Genomic DNA, 12,406 nt, shown 5'->3' on the forward strand with positions numbered 1-12,406 from the left:
AGAAGCGGAAGGCCGCATGACCCGAGCTGAGATCAAAGCCGAAGTAGAATGGCTGCTGGAGTACGAAAGCCTTAACGCGTCAGAGTCCGCAAACACACCGCTTCGGCTCTGAAGGTATTGAGGGCATCGAGCGGGAGTTCTTTGACCCCGGCGACAGCGGCAACATTTTTGCCCCGGATGCGTCTCGACCATCATAGACGGGCTGTTGGCGCCGCTGATCGGCGCGATGTATGGCCTGCCCAATATTCCGGTCGTCTGATGGCCCGGTTTTTATGACGAGATGCATCAGGAGTTCGCGAGCGAGATGCTCGGCGAGTTCAAGCAGGGCGTTGTCATGCTAACCCGCACGGTCACAGCGCGCCAGATCCGTCGACGCCATGGATACCGGGCGAGCCAGTGACGACGGTCTATCCACTCGATGCGGTGATGCGCCGCGTGTCTCAGAAATACGTCGACGGCACCCTCACTGTGGCGACCGACAACCAGATCACTTTCGCAGTACCCTCGATCGTCCCCGCCATGACCGACACACTCGTCATCGACGGCGTCGAGTTGGTCATGAAGGACCTACGGCCGATCCCGCCGGCCGGGACGCCGGTCGCGTATATCGCTTTCGTGGCGGGTTAGCCGCCGAGCGATATCCCAGAAAAGAGCGACGCCAGCGACGACCGCATGTGAGACTTGGCAACAGCGATGTCCCCTTCGAAACCGGAAAAATCGATCTCCATATGATCGAACGTGGACAGTGCCTGCTCTTCCATGTCAGCCAATGCCCGATCCGGATCATCCGATTGCTCAGCAACCATTGATGCAATTGCCATGAGTGCGATGCGAAGCACCACAAGCTCCGTCGAATGATGGGCCAAGACATCCATACCAGCCTCCTTTTAAGGTCCGGAACGAATGCTCAAACGCCTATCCCCCCGTGATCGTTTCGAACAGCTTGTCTCGACCTATGAGCCGATGCTGCGGACCGCGTTTTTCGAGGCGATCGACGACATCCGCTCCAACATCGTTCTGCGCCGTGTGGTGGAGAGCTTGGAGCGCGGCGACGTCAAGGACGCCATTGCAGCCATGAACCTCGACGAGGCCGCGTTTCGGCCGCTGGAAGAAGCCATCCGGCAGGCCTACAACGGCGGCGGTGTCGCCACGGTCGAACAGATGCCGGCGCTGCGCGATCCGAGCGGCCTTCAGGTCGTTCTTCGTTGGGATGCGCGCAATCTTACGGCTGAGACCTGGTTGCGCGAGCACTCGGCGCAACTGGTCACCAACATTGTTGCCGATCAACAAGTTGCGATCTGTGCCGCTTTTTCTGAACGCCTTGCCCGTGGGTCCAATCCAACGAGGACCGCATTGGAGGTAGTAGGCCGCGTCAACAGGGTGACTGGCCGCCGAGAAGGTGGGGTGATCGGGCTCACCACACTTCAGAGCGGCTATGTTGCCCGAGCCCGCGATGAACTGCTTTCCGGCGAGCCCGACCAGTTGCGGGCCTATCTGAATCGGGAGCGACGCGACAAACGTTTCGACCGCACGATCACAGCTGCGATCCGAGATGGTAAACCAATCCCTACCAACCTGGTGGCGCGGATCATTGGCCGATATTCCGACAGCCTTTTGAAGCTCCGCGCCGACACGATTGGACTGCACGAGACGTTTGCCGCGCTTGGAGCTTCGAAAGACATCGCATTTCAGCAGGCGATCGCCAAGGGCGCGGTGAGGGCGGAAGCCATCACGAAGGGCTGGAAACACACGCCGCAGGATCATCCTCGCGTTCAGAGGGTGGTCGATGCCGATAATTCTCGCTTGGACCGGTTCATAGTCATCGTCTTCGTCCGCCATCGTCCCCCCGTATCGGACAGCGGCGGTCTGAATTCACAACGATGCAACCACTGCCTTGTCTTCGCGTTTAGCCGCCTTCAATCCTGGTGAGCGACAAAGATGCCGACGTTCATTCCGATTACAATTTACCTGAATCACAAGCCGATAGTGGTCGCGTCGATACCCGAAGCTGCGAAAGCGCTTCAGCAACCATGGCCATTCATGGACAAGCCGTCCCGACTTGAAGCAATTCGAATGATCGAGGAATGCCTGGCCGGACACTGCACCCAACAAGCCGCGTTCGATGCCTTCAAGGCGGCCGCAAGTGAACAGGGGCTTCTTAAGCGAAAGCCTCCAAGCGTAGGCCTCAGGAAATTCGACGGGGTTGCTGAAGACCTGCTGTGAGGTGATGCTGCCTCGCGACCTTAAACCGCTGACAGGCCTCCTGAGCGGACTTGGTCAGCCGCACGGACCACCCCGCCAAATCGAGGAATGGCGGGTGGTCCTTTATCAGCGCAGGAAGGGACTTAGCTGCGCAGATCCCATTTCGTCGTTCGGTCCAATCGTCAGGTCCGGTCGGTCCTAGCTAACGATCCCTAGCTAACGATTATTCCAATCGCCAGGAATGTGATCGAAACTGCGAAGACCGGAGCGAGTAACCAGCGGGCTTGGTGGACACTATTTTCCATGGGCTCCTTCCCGTGAACTTGCAGGGGAGCAACGACTATGCGCAGCGGCGGTTCCGGGTGGCGCTATGTCCGGCCTATTACGCCAAAACAGGCGAGACCTAGGTCCTGTCGCGCATCAGCCTTGCGGGACTTTTGGGGAACAAATGCAGCTGGCTGGGGTTTGTTAAGTCTGGCGCGAAGACGCGTTCAGCGGAACAGAGCTACACAAAGGAGGCACTTATGAGAATGCATCTTTCCACTGCAGCCGCGGGATGTCTGCTGCTGGCGGGCCTCGGTGCCGCTGCCGCTCAGGACGTAGTGATCGAGCCTGAACAGGAGACGGTCATCAGGGAATACGTGAAAAAGCAGCCGCTCGCATCGGTGAAAATCCCTGGAGTGGAGCTCAATATCGGCTCAACCCTGCCCGAGACTGTCGAGCTCCATGAAGTCCCCAACACCAAATACCGCACCGTTGTCGTCGACAACCGGACCGTTGTCGTTGACCCGGGCACGCGCAAGATCATCAAAGTTATCGAATAACGTAAGCGACTGGGAGGACAGCCCGCCGTGCCGAAAGGGTGCGGCGGGCTTTTCTCTTTTCTGGAGGAACGCGATCTGGGGACAATGGTTCGGGTTGCCAACAAGGCGCCGTATCGCCGGATGAGGACAAGCCCGTGCCTTCGTTGTTGGTCCGATTGCCCCCAGCGCTACGACACAGAGAAGACACCTTTAGATAAGACTAAGCCAGCAGGCCATTATTGAGGATGCTCTTATGAACCCGACCGAATTGCAGGCGATTGGCGATACGCTGATGCGGGTAGTGACGCCAGAGATGACACCAAAACAGCTCCTAAAGGCTGCAAAAAAGGAGCATCCGGACGCGTCAAAAAAGGACATCGCCCGCGCGGCGTTCTTCTCGATCATTGCGAACGCTGACCAAGCCATTGGCAAATCGAGGAACTTGCAGGCTTTTGCGTTGGCAGAGCGGACACAACAATCTGATTAAGATTGATGGTCGACATGCGTGGCCCTGTTGGTCAAAATTTGACGCTTGGTACCCGGAGTGATTTCGTCCGAAAGCGACCCAGAAGCCGACATTTGCTGTTCTGCCTCCTATAACCCTGCGAGGGCATGGGCAGAAGCCGAGACGGCGAAGACTGTCGAGATCAGCTTGGATTGCCAATGCCGCCTATCGAAGAGCGCGAACTGTGCAGCCAGGCGAATGGCCCAGAAAGCGGCTCCGAAAAACAGAAGTGGCGGCCAAATTAGCCCCCGGTACCAAAGCCAAAGCAATGTTGCGCCGTAAGACACAAAGGTGAACGTCAGCATGACATTTAGAGTTTGAGTGATTGCTGCGTTTAGGTTGCCCGAACCCTTTAGCCGGGCCGGCCATCCGAAAAGCCGCCAAAATCCTAGATGGAAGCGGCGAAGGCAAGATCGAGCACGGCAGCGAGCATCAGCATGCGGAAACAATACCGCTAGAAACGTCCGCTCTCCGACACAGGGACACTCTGGCAATCGCCGGTATGGGTACCAAGCGTGGGATTTTGACCACTAGGCCCCAAACATTCCTGATCCCTAACGGAACCATTCCGTGACCTGCGAGTTGCGGCTCGGGCGGGGTTGGGACATGCAGACATGGCAAAGCGTGATGCAGCGGGCCGTAAGACCCTTGCCGATGCCGTTCGCGAATTGATCGGCACCGAAGACAATCGTCGTAACGTACATAAGCTGCTTGGGCTGGAGGTCGAACCAGAACTGCCGCCAACCCTAGCTTCATTGCTTGAGGCGATTGGTAAGGCTGGTCGGGACGAAACCCCCTAGCTGCATGGGTCATCTGGCCGACCTTTAAACTGCCGTGCTGCGAATAAAGGGGGCCACAATTAGCTGGTGCTTCCGCGCCGAACCAAGGCGTGAACGTCATGCCGTCCACCTCGATAAGTAAAACGGAATACGATCCGGATCGTAGGACTCTCTCGGTATGGTTCGTGGCCAGCGGCAAATGCTACCAGTTTGAGGATGTGCCGCCGGAGACCTTCGCCGAGTTCCGAGCCGCATTCGCCAAGGGCCGCTTCTTCAACGAGCGCATCCGCAATCGATTCCGGTACCGCCTGGTCGGGACCGCCAACAATTCTGGATGACCCCAGCCGTATGCGAAAGCCAACTCACCTATCCATCGAGCTTCAACGTCTCATGGTCGGGAAGATAATGATGCAGCACCTCGCCAAGGTTTCGCTTGTCGAACGTTTGGCCACACACGGGGCAGAACTCGAAATGCTCTGCTTCGTCCTTCGCGGGCGGCCCGTGGCGCTTGCCCTTGATCCCGGTTGCGGGGTTGTTGGTTTTTCTCGGCCCACGTTGATTGTCCCGAACTGTGATAGGGACGGCCCGACAGCCGCTGCGGAGTAGGCAACCGACCGTCGGGCCTAACCGGCGGGGTGTGGGCGTGTCCTCCGGCTGGGACGAATAATAAGCATCTCAGGGGTGAGGAGGACCTTCGGCACGCCTCGCTGCAGGATTCCGGGAAGAGGATTGAAGGCCGCGCCAGATTGAGCGAGGCCGGACTCGCGAAATTCGCGATAAAGCGTACAATCCCAACGTCGCCCGTACCGAATAGAGGCATCGCGGACGCTTGGGAGCTGGCAGTGCTTCCGCCCTAGAGGCAGGAGGGCTGAGATGGCGAAAGCCCAGGCAGGCGCCCAGGTATCGGTTTTTGACTGCGATATCCTGCGCAGCGCTTTCATAAAAACCGTGATCGGAGAGAATATCCCCGAAGACAAATGGCGGTCGGTTGCCGCGTTTTTGATCAGCGACTTTACCGGGAGCGATGACGTCGATCCTGACTTGCTGGAATGGATCGTGCGCAAGTAGCCAGAGCTACCCAGCCGTTAGTCTTTTGTCGCCTGCCACGCTCGTTGCTATGCCTTTTTCGGTACTAGAAAGCCAAAGGCAAAGTGAGACGCCTCTACCTGGATTTTCGCGAGGTCGCTAGCAGCCGCCCGAATTACATCGGCAGTCACCTCAAAGAATTGGTGTGTTGCATTTTGCCGGTTGACTGAGAGTTTCTGCCAAGCCTTCTTTTCTCCGAGGTATACGCTCCACGGACCGTGAACGACACGATTGCGAAACGTGTTGAGTTCGCGCATCTGCTGGACGAGGCGATCGCGCTCGGCAAGGTCATTCGGTTCGGTGGTGTGTTGGTCGATGATCTGACCATACAGAGTGATTTTGTTATTCAAGTTGTTCGCTTTCCGCAGCTTCGGTTGGTCGGCGCCAAGCGCGGACAGCCAATGATCGATATGGAATTCCAGAAATCCAAACTGCATTATCAAGCGCCCTATCGGCTCGTAAAAATCGCTGTCGTAGCGCTCGATCATCTCCGATACGGATTTTGGACGTTCCATTATCGTGCTCACACTGACGAAAAACCCAACGAGCCGATGAAGCGGATGCTTCAAGACGCCGCGCCGTTGCCGCACACGATAGCGAGAAGGTTGCAAAGAGTCCGGCCGAAAGAAATGAGGCCCCTGAGCTAATATCAACCCAATGTCAAAGAGTGGGCGTCCCCTATTGCCGACGCCCTCGCTTTCAGGATTATATTCCTCCCCGTTGCGGCGAGCCCTCAACGGAGATCGCCATGCCCAAAAAGACCCCGGCCGACACCCTGGCCGCCCGCGAGACCATCTATGTCAATTGTGCGCACCCGATGTGCTGCAAATCGACGAAGCTCGTCATCCAGGCGCTGATTGACAGGCTCGGCCGTGACCACGGTTCGATGCATGACGACCTGGTCGGGTTCTTTATCTGCTCAAACTGCGAGGCTGCCGGTCGTGATCGACGGCAGGTGTTCTTCACATGCATTCCTGACTACGAAGGCCAGCAGCGGGCGCGCAATCGCGACTGGAAGCCAACTTTTGAACGAGGGGGCTGAAGTGGCCGGCGCCACTTGGGGGGCGTTGGGGTAGATTGCCTTGTCGGGCGCCGGCCTAGCGGATTGGCGTCCGCCGCCTTGATACTACCGAGCTTGGGGAGATCCGAGTAATCCCGTGATCGCGGAAGTCATTGTGGAGGAACTCAGTCCAAATGGTCGCGTTATGCTACCTAAGGATTTTTTCCGATGGCTGACGATAGGGACAGAACACCCAGCGGGGCCCCTGACGACTCTGTCGTTCAGCGCTTGGTTAAAGAGGCGAATATAACCGAAGAGCAGGCTCGCGAGCTTATCGCTCTTCTGGGGTCCGACTGGCCGTCACTTATGCGGGAAGCCCGATTTCTAACTCGAAAACGCTAGTCGCAGTGAGTTACGGCAATGGACCCGTGGCAAATCGATAACGTGTACGTAGAGAGGTCGCGGTTGCAGGTTGATGCCACGCGGGCCACGATTGCGGAGATGCGATCCGTCATGGAGGAGAGCCGGCGCATTCTCGCTCGATCCCAAAATCTTTTGCGCCGCATCCATCAAAAGGAAAGTTCCGCCGCAGATGCCGGCGACGACAACCTACATCGTAAGCGTGTTCGAAAAGCCGCATTGGCGCACGGTGCTGACCACCAACGACAAGGCAAAGGCGCTGGCCGAGAGAAATCGGCGACAAGGTGCGGGTCGAAGAGATCACGCCGAAGGTGAAGAAGTGCTACGCGGCCGGATATATATCTTTCAGCCGACGGAACGTTTGTTACCCGCCCGGTGTTATCACAATGATCCCCGCATAGGGATCATAAAGGGCCTTGTCCCCTCTTGGCCCCAGTTTGAGTCCGCTGTCTCCCGGAAGTGTCCAGTTGCGCAACGTTCGCGCTTTTGGAGCCGTCGACAGCGGACCCGACGCACCTCCTAGACGCAAAACAGATCATCTGTCGGGTGGCGAAGTCAGCTAAGTCGTGATGCCGACCGCTGGCCTGCCTCTGCGGTCCGATCCTGGCAAGATATTGGCACCTACTAGACGGTCCTCGGACGATAATTTGGGCGGTATGAAAGGACCGGTAGCGCCGATCTCGCCTAGCCAATCCTCGTAGCCAGTGTTCATTTTGGACGTGAGTTCATCGGGATGATGTATCCCGGACTGGAATAGGCTCATGAGCCGCCGGCCGAAATGTTCCCACGCCGGATGGCCTTTGGGAATTCCTGCCTCTGTGCAATAGTCGTTGAGAACCCTTGCCAGCGTTGCGAGTTGCTCGGAGTCTAGATGATCGTCGAATGACATCGCTTTATCCCTTGTGGGGCGAAAGCGTGATCGACTCTTCCAAGCGCCAACGCCCGTTCAGTTGGTCAGCGACATGCCTTCTGTACGCTTCCGGACGAATTTAGCGAGTCAAATCCGCTCGTCTTCATTTCCGCAACCTCACACCGGCGCCGCCGCCGTTCTCGAGGATGAACTCGACGCCGGCCCATTCGAGCGCTGCCTGAAGGTCAAGCAGAGTGCGGTCATACGGCGCCCGCTTCCCAGCTTCAAAATTTGTCAAGATCGCCGCCCGCCATCCTTCGCGGATGCAATGCGCGGTCAATGCCGATCGACCAGGTGGTTGAGAACTTCATGGAGTTTCTCGAAGCACCGGCAGAGCGTCACTGACGGGCGGCAAACTCTGCCGCTGCTAGCCCGCTGCCTTCAAGGTGGCGGGCTTTTTGTCGCTGAGGAACCATACGCGGCGGCGGCCGTTGAGCCCCCACCCAAAAGGGAGATCACAATGGCCGACGACCCAAACGACGCAAAGCCGACGGAGACGCAGCGCGAAGCGCAGGAGGCCTTGGAGAAGCAAGTTGCGCAACTGAAACGCGAGATCAACAAGATCAATCGGACGCTCGCGGAGCACGCTGAAGAGGTGGTCGAGGAAGCTACTGGTTGGTATGAGGGCGCGGCCGATAGCGTGTCTCGGACAACGCAAGCACTTCGCAAAAGGGCGTCTACTGCTTCCGGTGTCGTTCAAGAAAATCCTGGCACGGTATCGTCCGCCTTCATGCTGGGCGCGGCTGTAGGCTTGCTGTTGGGCCTTGTTCTTGTGGCTGGCGACCAGCGCCGGGAGCGCTGGTTCTAACACGCCCAAATGAGCCCAGAGACTCCGCTGCCTCACGGTGGCGGTCTATGGGCGGGATCAAATTCCGAATATGGCAGCTAGATAGTCCCCATGCAGGATCAAAGCCGCGCCCGCCGCAATGGATAGGGCAGAAAGCAAACCGCAAGCGATGCTGCCCCAATTCGTGATGTCCAACGCCCTTTGGAAGTGTGGAGGATCGATCCACCTCTCAGCGTCCCAAAGCATATCGTATCGTGCCGAGGACGCGTAATTGAACGAGTGCATCGACCAGTTGATCTAAGCGAAGAAACCCGATGCCAGCGCCATCAGAAGGCCAGCCACGAAGCACCAGACCGGGGCTTTGAATGCTTCCAGCGTCGCAGGTTGGCTGGCTGGATTGTTCAGCAACGAAAACATGCCGAACAGCGCACCAGAATGGACTAGCACCAGCGACGCGGTCAACCAACGACCCCACTCGGCGGCAACCTGGAAAGTCGCGCGCTGAGACGTTTTGAGATCGTGGTAAACTAATGCAGCCGCGCTATCCCTGTCCATCATCGGCGTTTTAGAGTGCTCAGTTTCTGTCGGTCGCGATTGTTCTGCATAAGGGGCTGATTTAATTGCGGAAACTGTTGGCTGGGGAACCTGGATTCGAACCAGGACTAACGGAGTCAGAGTCCGTGGGTCTACCGTTAACCTATTCCCCAGCAGGCGCGGCTGTTGAAAACCACGCGGCAGGGCGACGATGGCGCCGCGCGTGCCTTGTAGCCGCCGCCGGAAAATAGTCAAGCCTGCCGAAGGCTTTTCAATCGGCGCGATTGCCTCAGGTTTTGACTTGCTCACTCTTGCCCATTCCGGGGCGAGGGCTCTCCCTTCTCCCACAAGCGGAGAAGGAAGAAGGGGCGGCGCCCAGGGCGGCGCCCCTCAATTCTCCCTTCGCCCGAGCTGCGAGTGCTCGAAATACAGCACGACGCCGAGCGCCATCACCAGCGGGATGATCAGGTAGAACAGCCGGAACACCAGCAGTGCTGCCAGCACGCCGACGGGGTCCATATGCGACAGGCCGGTCAGAAAGACGACCTCGAACACGCCGAGCCCGCCCGGCGCATGCGAGATCTGGGCGACCGAGAACGACATCAGGAAGACGCCGAGCACGACGAAGTATCCGGGATTGCCAGCTTCGGGCAGGGCGAAGAAGATGATCGCCGCCGCCGCCAGCAGCTCGATCGGGCCGATCAGCAATTGCCGCGCGACGATCGGCAGCGCCGGATAATGGACCTGGAACCTTCCGATCTTCAATGGCCTGAGATGCAGCCAGCTGCCGAAGACATAGGCCGCCACCACGAGCAGCATCGCGAGCCCCGCCGCCTGCGAAAGCCGATGATGCGGCGTGCCGGAAAAACGGTCGACGATCTCCGGCGCGAGCACCAGCACGATGCCTGAAACCAACACCGTCGACAGCACGAAGGTAATCCAGCAGATCGCCACCAGAATGCCGACGTCCTGTCCGGTCAGCCCCCTGGTTCCGTAAGCGCGGTAGCGGATCACCGCGCCTGAAAAAACCGAGCCGCCGATATTGTGCGACAGCGCGTAGGTGGTGAAGGAGCACAGGGTGACGAACAGCCACGACACTTTCTTGCCGATATGCAGGAGCGCGATGTGATCGTAGCCGGCCAGCGACGCATAGGCGATGACCGAGCTCAACGCGGCGAGCACCCAGCCGCGGGCAGGGATGGCGACGATGCCGTCCCAGACGTCGTCGAGCGAGATGCCGCGCAGCTCGTGCAGCAGCAGCCATAGCGAGAAGACGACCGCCGCAACGCCGACGACCGGCCAGAAATAACGCCTCCAGTTCATGGCGTGACGATCATGCGTTGCAGCCCCGTTGCCCGTTCGGTTCGCGTCAGGAACTCTGCCCGCGATTTCGAATGTTTCATCCCCGCCATTTCAGAAATGCCTTATCGAAGCCGGCTATTCAACTGCGAAGGCGCGCTGCTGCGGGAGAAGGAAAGGCTGGCGATCCTTCGCGCCCCCCTCTGTCCTGCCGGACATCTCCCCCACAAGGAGGGAGATTGGCAGCTTTGGCGCTCCGCCCGTTTCTGCGACGGGAGGGATTGGCGAAAGCGGCGGTGACGGCCGATCTCCCCCCCTAGTGGGGGAGATGCCAAGTTTTGGCAAAGAGGGCAGGACAGAGGGGGGCGCTGTCCCGCCATCATCGGGCCGAGCGGAGCGGCGAGACAATGCCGCCGACAAATTCGACCCCTGCGCTCTTGGTGATCCGGCCCGGCGCTGCTAGTCTGGTGGCAACTTGGAACACATGAAAGCGCCTGCTGCGTCCGGTCTCCGGTTCGCGCGGCGCCGGAAGGAACTGAAGTGGAAGACCACGACACCGGCGCCGGCGCGCCGGAAGTGGGCGTGTCCAGGGCTTCGCCGCTGCCTTCGGGCCAGGCAAGCCCATCCGCCGGCCGGCACAATGGCCGCCCGGTGCAGCCTTGGTCCGGTCACGGACAGGCAGGCGACGCGTCCCAGCATCAGAATGGCCAGAAGGCCAAGACCAGGAAGCGGCGCAAACGCCGGCGCGGCCGCAAGGTTTTCGCGCGCGACGACGCTCGCCTCGCTGCGGCCGGAGTGGCGGCTGCTGTCAGCGCTCCAGCCAGCCGCCCGCCCGCGGCGATCGTCGCGCCCTTGCCTTTGGTTGCGCCAGGCCGGCCGGAGCCGGCTGCTCGCCGCCCGCCGCTGCAGGAACTGCCGGTGTTCGCGGCACTCGATCTCGGCACCAACAATTGCCGGCTGCTGGTGGCGGTGCCGACGCGCCACGGCCAGTTCCGCGTCATCGACGCTTTCTCGCGCATCGTCAGGCTGGGTGAGAGCCTCACCGCCACTGGCCGGCTCGGGCAGCCGGCGATGGACCGTGCGGTCGAGGCGCTAAAAATCTGCGGTGACAAATTGCGCGGCCGCAAGATCAGGAAGGCCCGGCTGATCGCCACCGAAGCCTGCCGCACGGCCGCCAACGGCGCCGAGTTCCTCGACCGCGTCGAGCGCGAGGCGGGGTTAAAACTCGAGATCATCGACCGCCAGACCGAGGCGCGGCTGGCGGTGTCGGGCTGCGGCTCACTGGTCGACCGCGACACGCAAGGCGTCGTCCTGTTCGACATCGGCGGCGGCTCCTCGGAAATCGCGCTGATCGATCTCACCGGCCACCGCTCGCCGAGGCTCGCCAACCACATCGTCTCCTGGACGTCGCTGCCGGTCGGCGTCGTCTCGCTGGCCGAGCGTTTTGGCGGCCGCGCCGTCACCCGTGAGATCTTTGCCGCCATGGTCGAGGATGTTGCTGTGCGCCTGCACGCTTTCGACGGGCGCGACCGGCTGAGCCATGTGCTCGCCAGCCCGAAATTCCACTTGCTCGGCACCTCGGGCACGGTGACGACGCTGGCCGGCGTCCACCTCGACCTGGACCGCTACGACCGCCGCCGCGTCGACGGGCTGTGGATGGACCGCGACAGCGTCGACCGCATGGTCGAAAAACTGGTCGGCTGGGATTTTCAGCAGCGCGTCGCCAATCCCTGCATCGGCGCCGATCGCGCCGATCTGGTGCTGGCCGGCTGCGCCATCCTGGAAGCGATCCGCGCGGTGTGGCCGTCGGAGCGGCTGCGCGTCGCCGACCGCGGCCTGCGCGAGGGCATATTGAGCGAATTGATGGCCGACGACGGCGTCTGGCGCAACAATGGGCGGGGCCGAGCATGATCCCGAAAAGTGGCAGCCGGTTTTCTCGCACCCAAGCGGAAGCATTGCTTTGGTGAACAGTCGACCCCCACTCCGTCGAGCTTCGCTCGACACCACCACCCCCCGCGCCGGGGTGGAGGTAGGGGGCGCGCGTAAGCCGGGGGGGGGCCCTCCAAACCCGCCGCGGGGGG

15 protein-coding genes, 1 tRNA gene and 1 pseudogene are annotated in these 12,406 nt (G+C 60.1%); 11 read left to right on the forward strand and 6 right to left on the reverse strand.

Going from position 1 to position 12,406, the window contains the following annotated elements:
• Positions 1-396 precede the first annotated feature (396 nt).
• The gene (locus AC0L17_RS14970; protein ID WP_473516397.1) at positions 397-627 is read left to right on the forward strand and encodes a hypothetical protein; all 231 of its coding nucleotides are present in this window, start codon (positions 397-399) and stop codon (positions 625-627) included.
• Here the strand turns inward: AC0L17_RS14970 and AC0L17_RS14975 are convergent.
• A complete protein-coding gene (locus AC0L17_RS14975) occupies positions 624-875 on the reverse strand; it encodes a hypothetical protein (protein WP_091591642.1) in 252 nt (83 codons plus the stop codon). The genes AC0L17_RS14970 and AC0L17_RS14975 overlap by 4 nt on opposite strands.
• Positions 876-963: 88 nt before the next feature.
• On the opposite strand from AC0L17_RS14975, the gene AC0L17_RS14980 reads away from it, so the two are divergent.
• The 7 genes from AC0L17_RS14980 to AC0L17_RS15010 all read left to right on the forward strand — a co-directional run bounded on the left by AC0L17_RS14980 (position 964) and on the right by AC0L17_RS15010 (position 5,357).
• Positions 964-1,929, forward strand: coding sequence for a head morphogenesis protein (locus tag AC0L17_RS14980; protein ID WP_473516398.1), 966 nt, complete (start codon positions 964-966; stop codon positions 1,927-1,929).
• Positions 1,930-1,938: 9 nt separating this feature from the next.
• Positions 1,939-2,223 (forward strand): DUF982 domain-containing protein, encoded by a 285-nt coding sequence (locus AC0L17_RS14985; protein WP_091591640.1) that lies wholly within the window; start codon positions 1,939-1,941, stop codon positions 2,221-2,223.
• A gap of 503 nt (positions 2,224-2,726) precedes the next feature.
• The gene (locus AC0L17_RS14990) at positions 2,727-3,026 is read left to right on the forward strand and encodes a DUF1236 domain-containing protein (RefSeq protein ID WP_473516399.1); all 300 of its coding nucleotides are present in this window, start codon (positions 2,727-2,729) and stop codon (positions 3,024-3,026) included.
• Between the two features lie 232 nt (positions 3,027-3,258).
• Positions 3,259-3,492, forward strand: a complete 234-nt coding sequence (locus tag AC0L17_RS14995) for a hypothetical protein (protein ID WP_236389581.1) — start codon at positions 3,259-3,261, stop codon at positions 3,490-3,492.
• Between the two features lie 632 nt (positions 3,493-4,124).
• The gene (locus AC0L17_RS15000) at positions 4,125-4,310 is read left to right on the forward strand and encodes a hypothetical protein (protein WP_139172553.1); all 186 of its coding nucleotides are present in this window, start codon (positions 4,125-4,127) and stop codon (positions 4,308-4,310) included.
• Positions 4,311-4,408: 98 nt separating this feature from the next.
• Positions 4,409-4,627 (forward strand): KTSC domain-containing protein, encoded by a 219-nt coding sequence (locus AC0L17_RS15005; RefSeq protein ID WP_023803157.1) that lies wholly within the window; start codon positions 4,409-4,411, stop codon positions 4,625-4,627.
• Positions 4,628-5,162: 535 nt separating this feature from the next.
• Positions 5,163-5,357: a hypothetical protein gene (locus tag AC0L17_RS15010; protein WP_473516400.1), complete on the forward strand. Its 195-nt coding sequence runs from the start codon at positions 5,163-5,165 to the stop codon at positions 5,355-5,357.
• Between the two features lie 47 nt (positions 5,358-5,404).
• Here AC0L17_RS15010 and AC0L17_RS15015 read toward each other — a convergent pair whose 3' ends face one another.
• Positions 5,405-5,890 (reverse strand): hypothetical protein, encoded by a 486-nt coding sequence (locus AC0L17_RS15015; RefSeq protein ID WP_139172551.1) that lies wholly within the window; start codon positions 5,888-5,890, stop codon positions 5,405-5,407.
• 233 nt (positions 5,891-6,123) lie between these two features.
• On the opposite strand from AC0L17_RS15015, the gene AC0L17_RS15020 reads away from it, so the two are divergent.
• Positions 6,124-6,417, forward strand: coding sequence for a hypothetical protein (locus AC0L17_RS15020; protein WP_473516401.1), 294 nt, complete (start codon positions 6,124-6,126; stop codon positions 6,415-6,417).
• A gap of 1,391 nt (positions 6,418-7,808) precedes the next feature.
• Here the strand turns inward: AC0L17_RS15020 and AC0L17_RS15025 are convergent.
• Positions 7,809-7,949, reverse strand: a pseudogene (locus AC0L17_RS15025) (XRE family transcriptional regulator); the annotation flags it as partial.
• A gap of 216 nt (positions 7,950-8,165) precedes the next feature.
• Here AC0L17_RS15025 and AC0L17_RS15030 point away from each other — a divergent pair.
• Positions 8,166-8,513, forward strand: coding sequence for a hypothetical protein (locus tag AC0L17_RS15030; protein ID WP_473516402.1), 348 nt, complete (start codon positions 8,166-8,168; stop codon positions 8,511-8,513).
• A gap of 276 nt (positions 8,514-8,789) precedes the next feature.
• On the opposite strand, the gene AC0L17_RS15035 is transcribed toward AC0L17_RS15030, so the two are convergent.
• The 3 genes from AC0L17_RS15035 to AC0L17_RS15045 all read right to left on the reverse strand — a co-directional run bounded on the left by AC0L17_RS15035 (position 8,790) and on the right by AC0L17_RS15045 (position 10,349).
• Complete coding sequence (locus tag AC0L17_RS15035) at positions 8,790-9,050, reverse strand: hypothetical protein (RefSeq protein WP_027154668.1); 261 nt, start codon at positions 9,048-9,050, stop codon at positions 8,790-8,792.
• 75 nt (positions 9,051-9,125) lie between these two features.
• A tRNA-Gln gene (locus tag AC0L17_RS15040) sits at positions 9,126-9,199 on the reverse strand.
• A 217-nt stretch (positions 9,200-9,416) separates the two neighbouring features.
• Complete coding sequence (locus tag AC0L17_RS15045; RefSeq protein ID WP_027154667.1) at positions 9,417-10,349, reverse strand: lysylphosphatidylglycerol synthase domain-containing protein; 933 nt, start codon at positions 10,347-10,349, stop codon at positions 9,417-9,419.
• 516 nt (positions 10,350-10,865) lie between these two features.
• Between AC0L17_RS15045 and AC0L17_RS15050 the strand changes: the two genes are divergently transcribed.
• The gene (locus AC0L17_RS15050; protein ID WP_473516403.1) at positions 10,866-12,236 is read left to right on the forward strand and encodes a Ppx/GppA phosphatase family protein; all 1,371 of its coding nucleotides are present in this window, start codon (positions 10,866-10,868) and stop codon (positions 12,234-12,236) included.
• Positions 12,237-12,406: the final 170 nt, after the last annotated feature.

This window comes from Mesorhizobium sp. WSM4829 (assembly GCF_055811475.1).

Coding starts and splice junctions, on each gene's coding strand:
- AC0L17_RS14975 (WP_091591642.1), bottom strand. CDS start 875: ATGGATGTCTTGGCCCATCATTCGACGGAGCTTGTGGTGCTTCGCATC.
- AC0L17_RS14980 (WP_473516398.1), top strand. CDS start 964: ATGCTGCGGACCGCGTTTTTCGAGGCGATCGACGACATCCGCTCCAAC.
- AC0L17_RS14985 (WP_091591640.1), top strand. CDS start 1,939: ATGCCGACGTTCATTCCGATTACAATTTACCTGAATCACAAGCCGATA.
- AC0L17_RS14990 (WP_473516399.1), top strand. CDS start 2,727: ATGAGAATGCATCTTTCCACTGCAGCCGCGGGATGTCTGCTGCTGGCG.
- AC0L17_RS14995 (WP_236389581.1), top strand. CDS start 3,259: ATGAACCCGACCGAATTGCAGGCGATTGGCGATACGCTGATGCGGGTA.
- AC0L17_RS15000 (WP_139172553.1), top strand. CDS start 4,125: ATGGCAAAGCGTGATGCAGCGGGCCGTAAGACCCTTGCCGATGCCGTT.
- AC0L17_RS15005 (WP_023803157.1), top strand. CDS start 4,409: ATGCCGTCCACCTCGATAAGTAAAACGGAATACGATCCGGATCGTAGG.
- AC0L17_RS15010 (WP_473516400.1), top strand. CDS start 5,163: ATGGCGAAAGCCCAGGCAGGCGCCCAGGTATCGGTTTTTGACTGCGAT.
- AC0L17_RS15015 (WP_139172551.1), bottom strand. CDS start 5,890: ATGGAACGTCCAAAATCCGTATCGGAGATGATCGAGCGCTACGACAGC.
- AC0L17_RS15020 (WP_473516401.1), top strand. CDS start 6,124: ATGCCCAAAAAGACCCCGGCCGACACCCTGGCCGCCCGCGAGACCATC.
- AC0L17_RS15030 (WP_473516402.1), top strand. CDS start 8,166: ATGGCCGACGACCCAAACGACGCAAAGCCGACGGAGACGCAGCGCGAA.
- AC0L17_RS15035 (WP_027154668.1), bottom strand. CDS start 9,050: ATGATGGACAGGGATAGCGCGGCTGCATTAGTTTACCACGATCTCAAA.
- AC0L17_RS15045 (WP_027154667.1), bottom strand. CDS start 10,349: ATGAACTGGAGGCGTTATTTCTGGCCGGTCGTCGGCGTTGCGGCGGTC.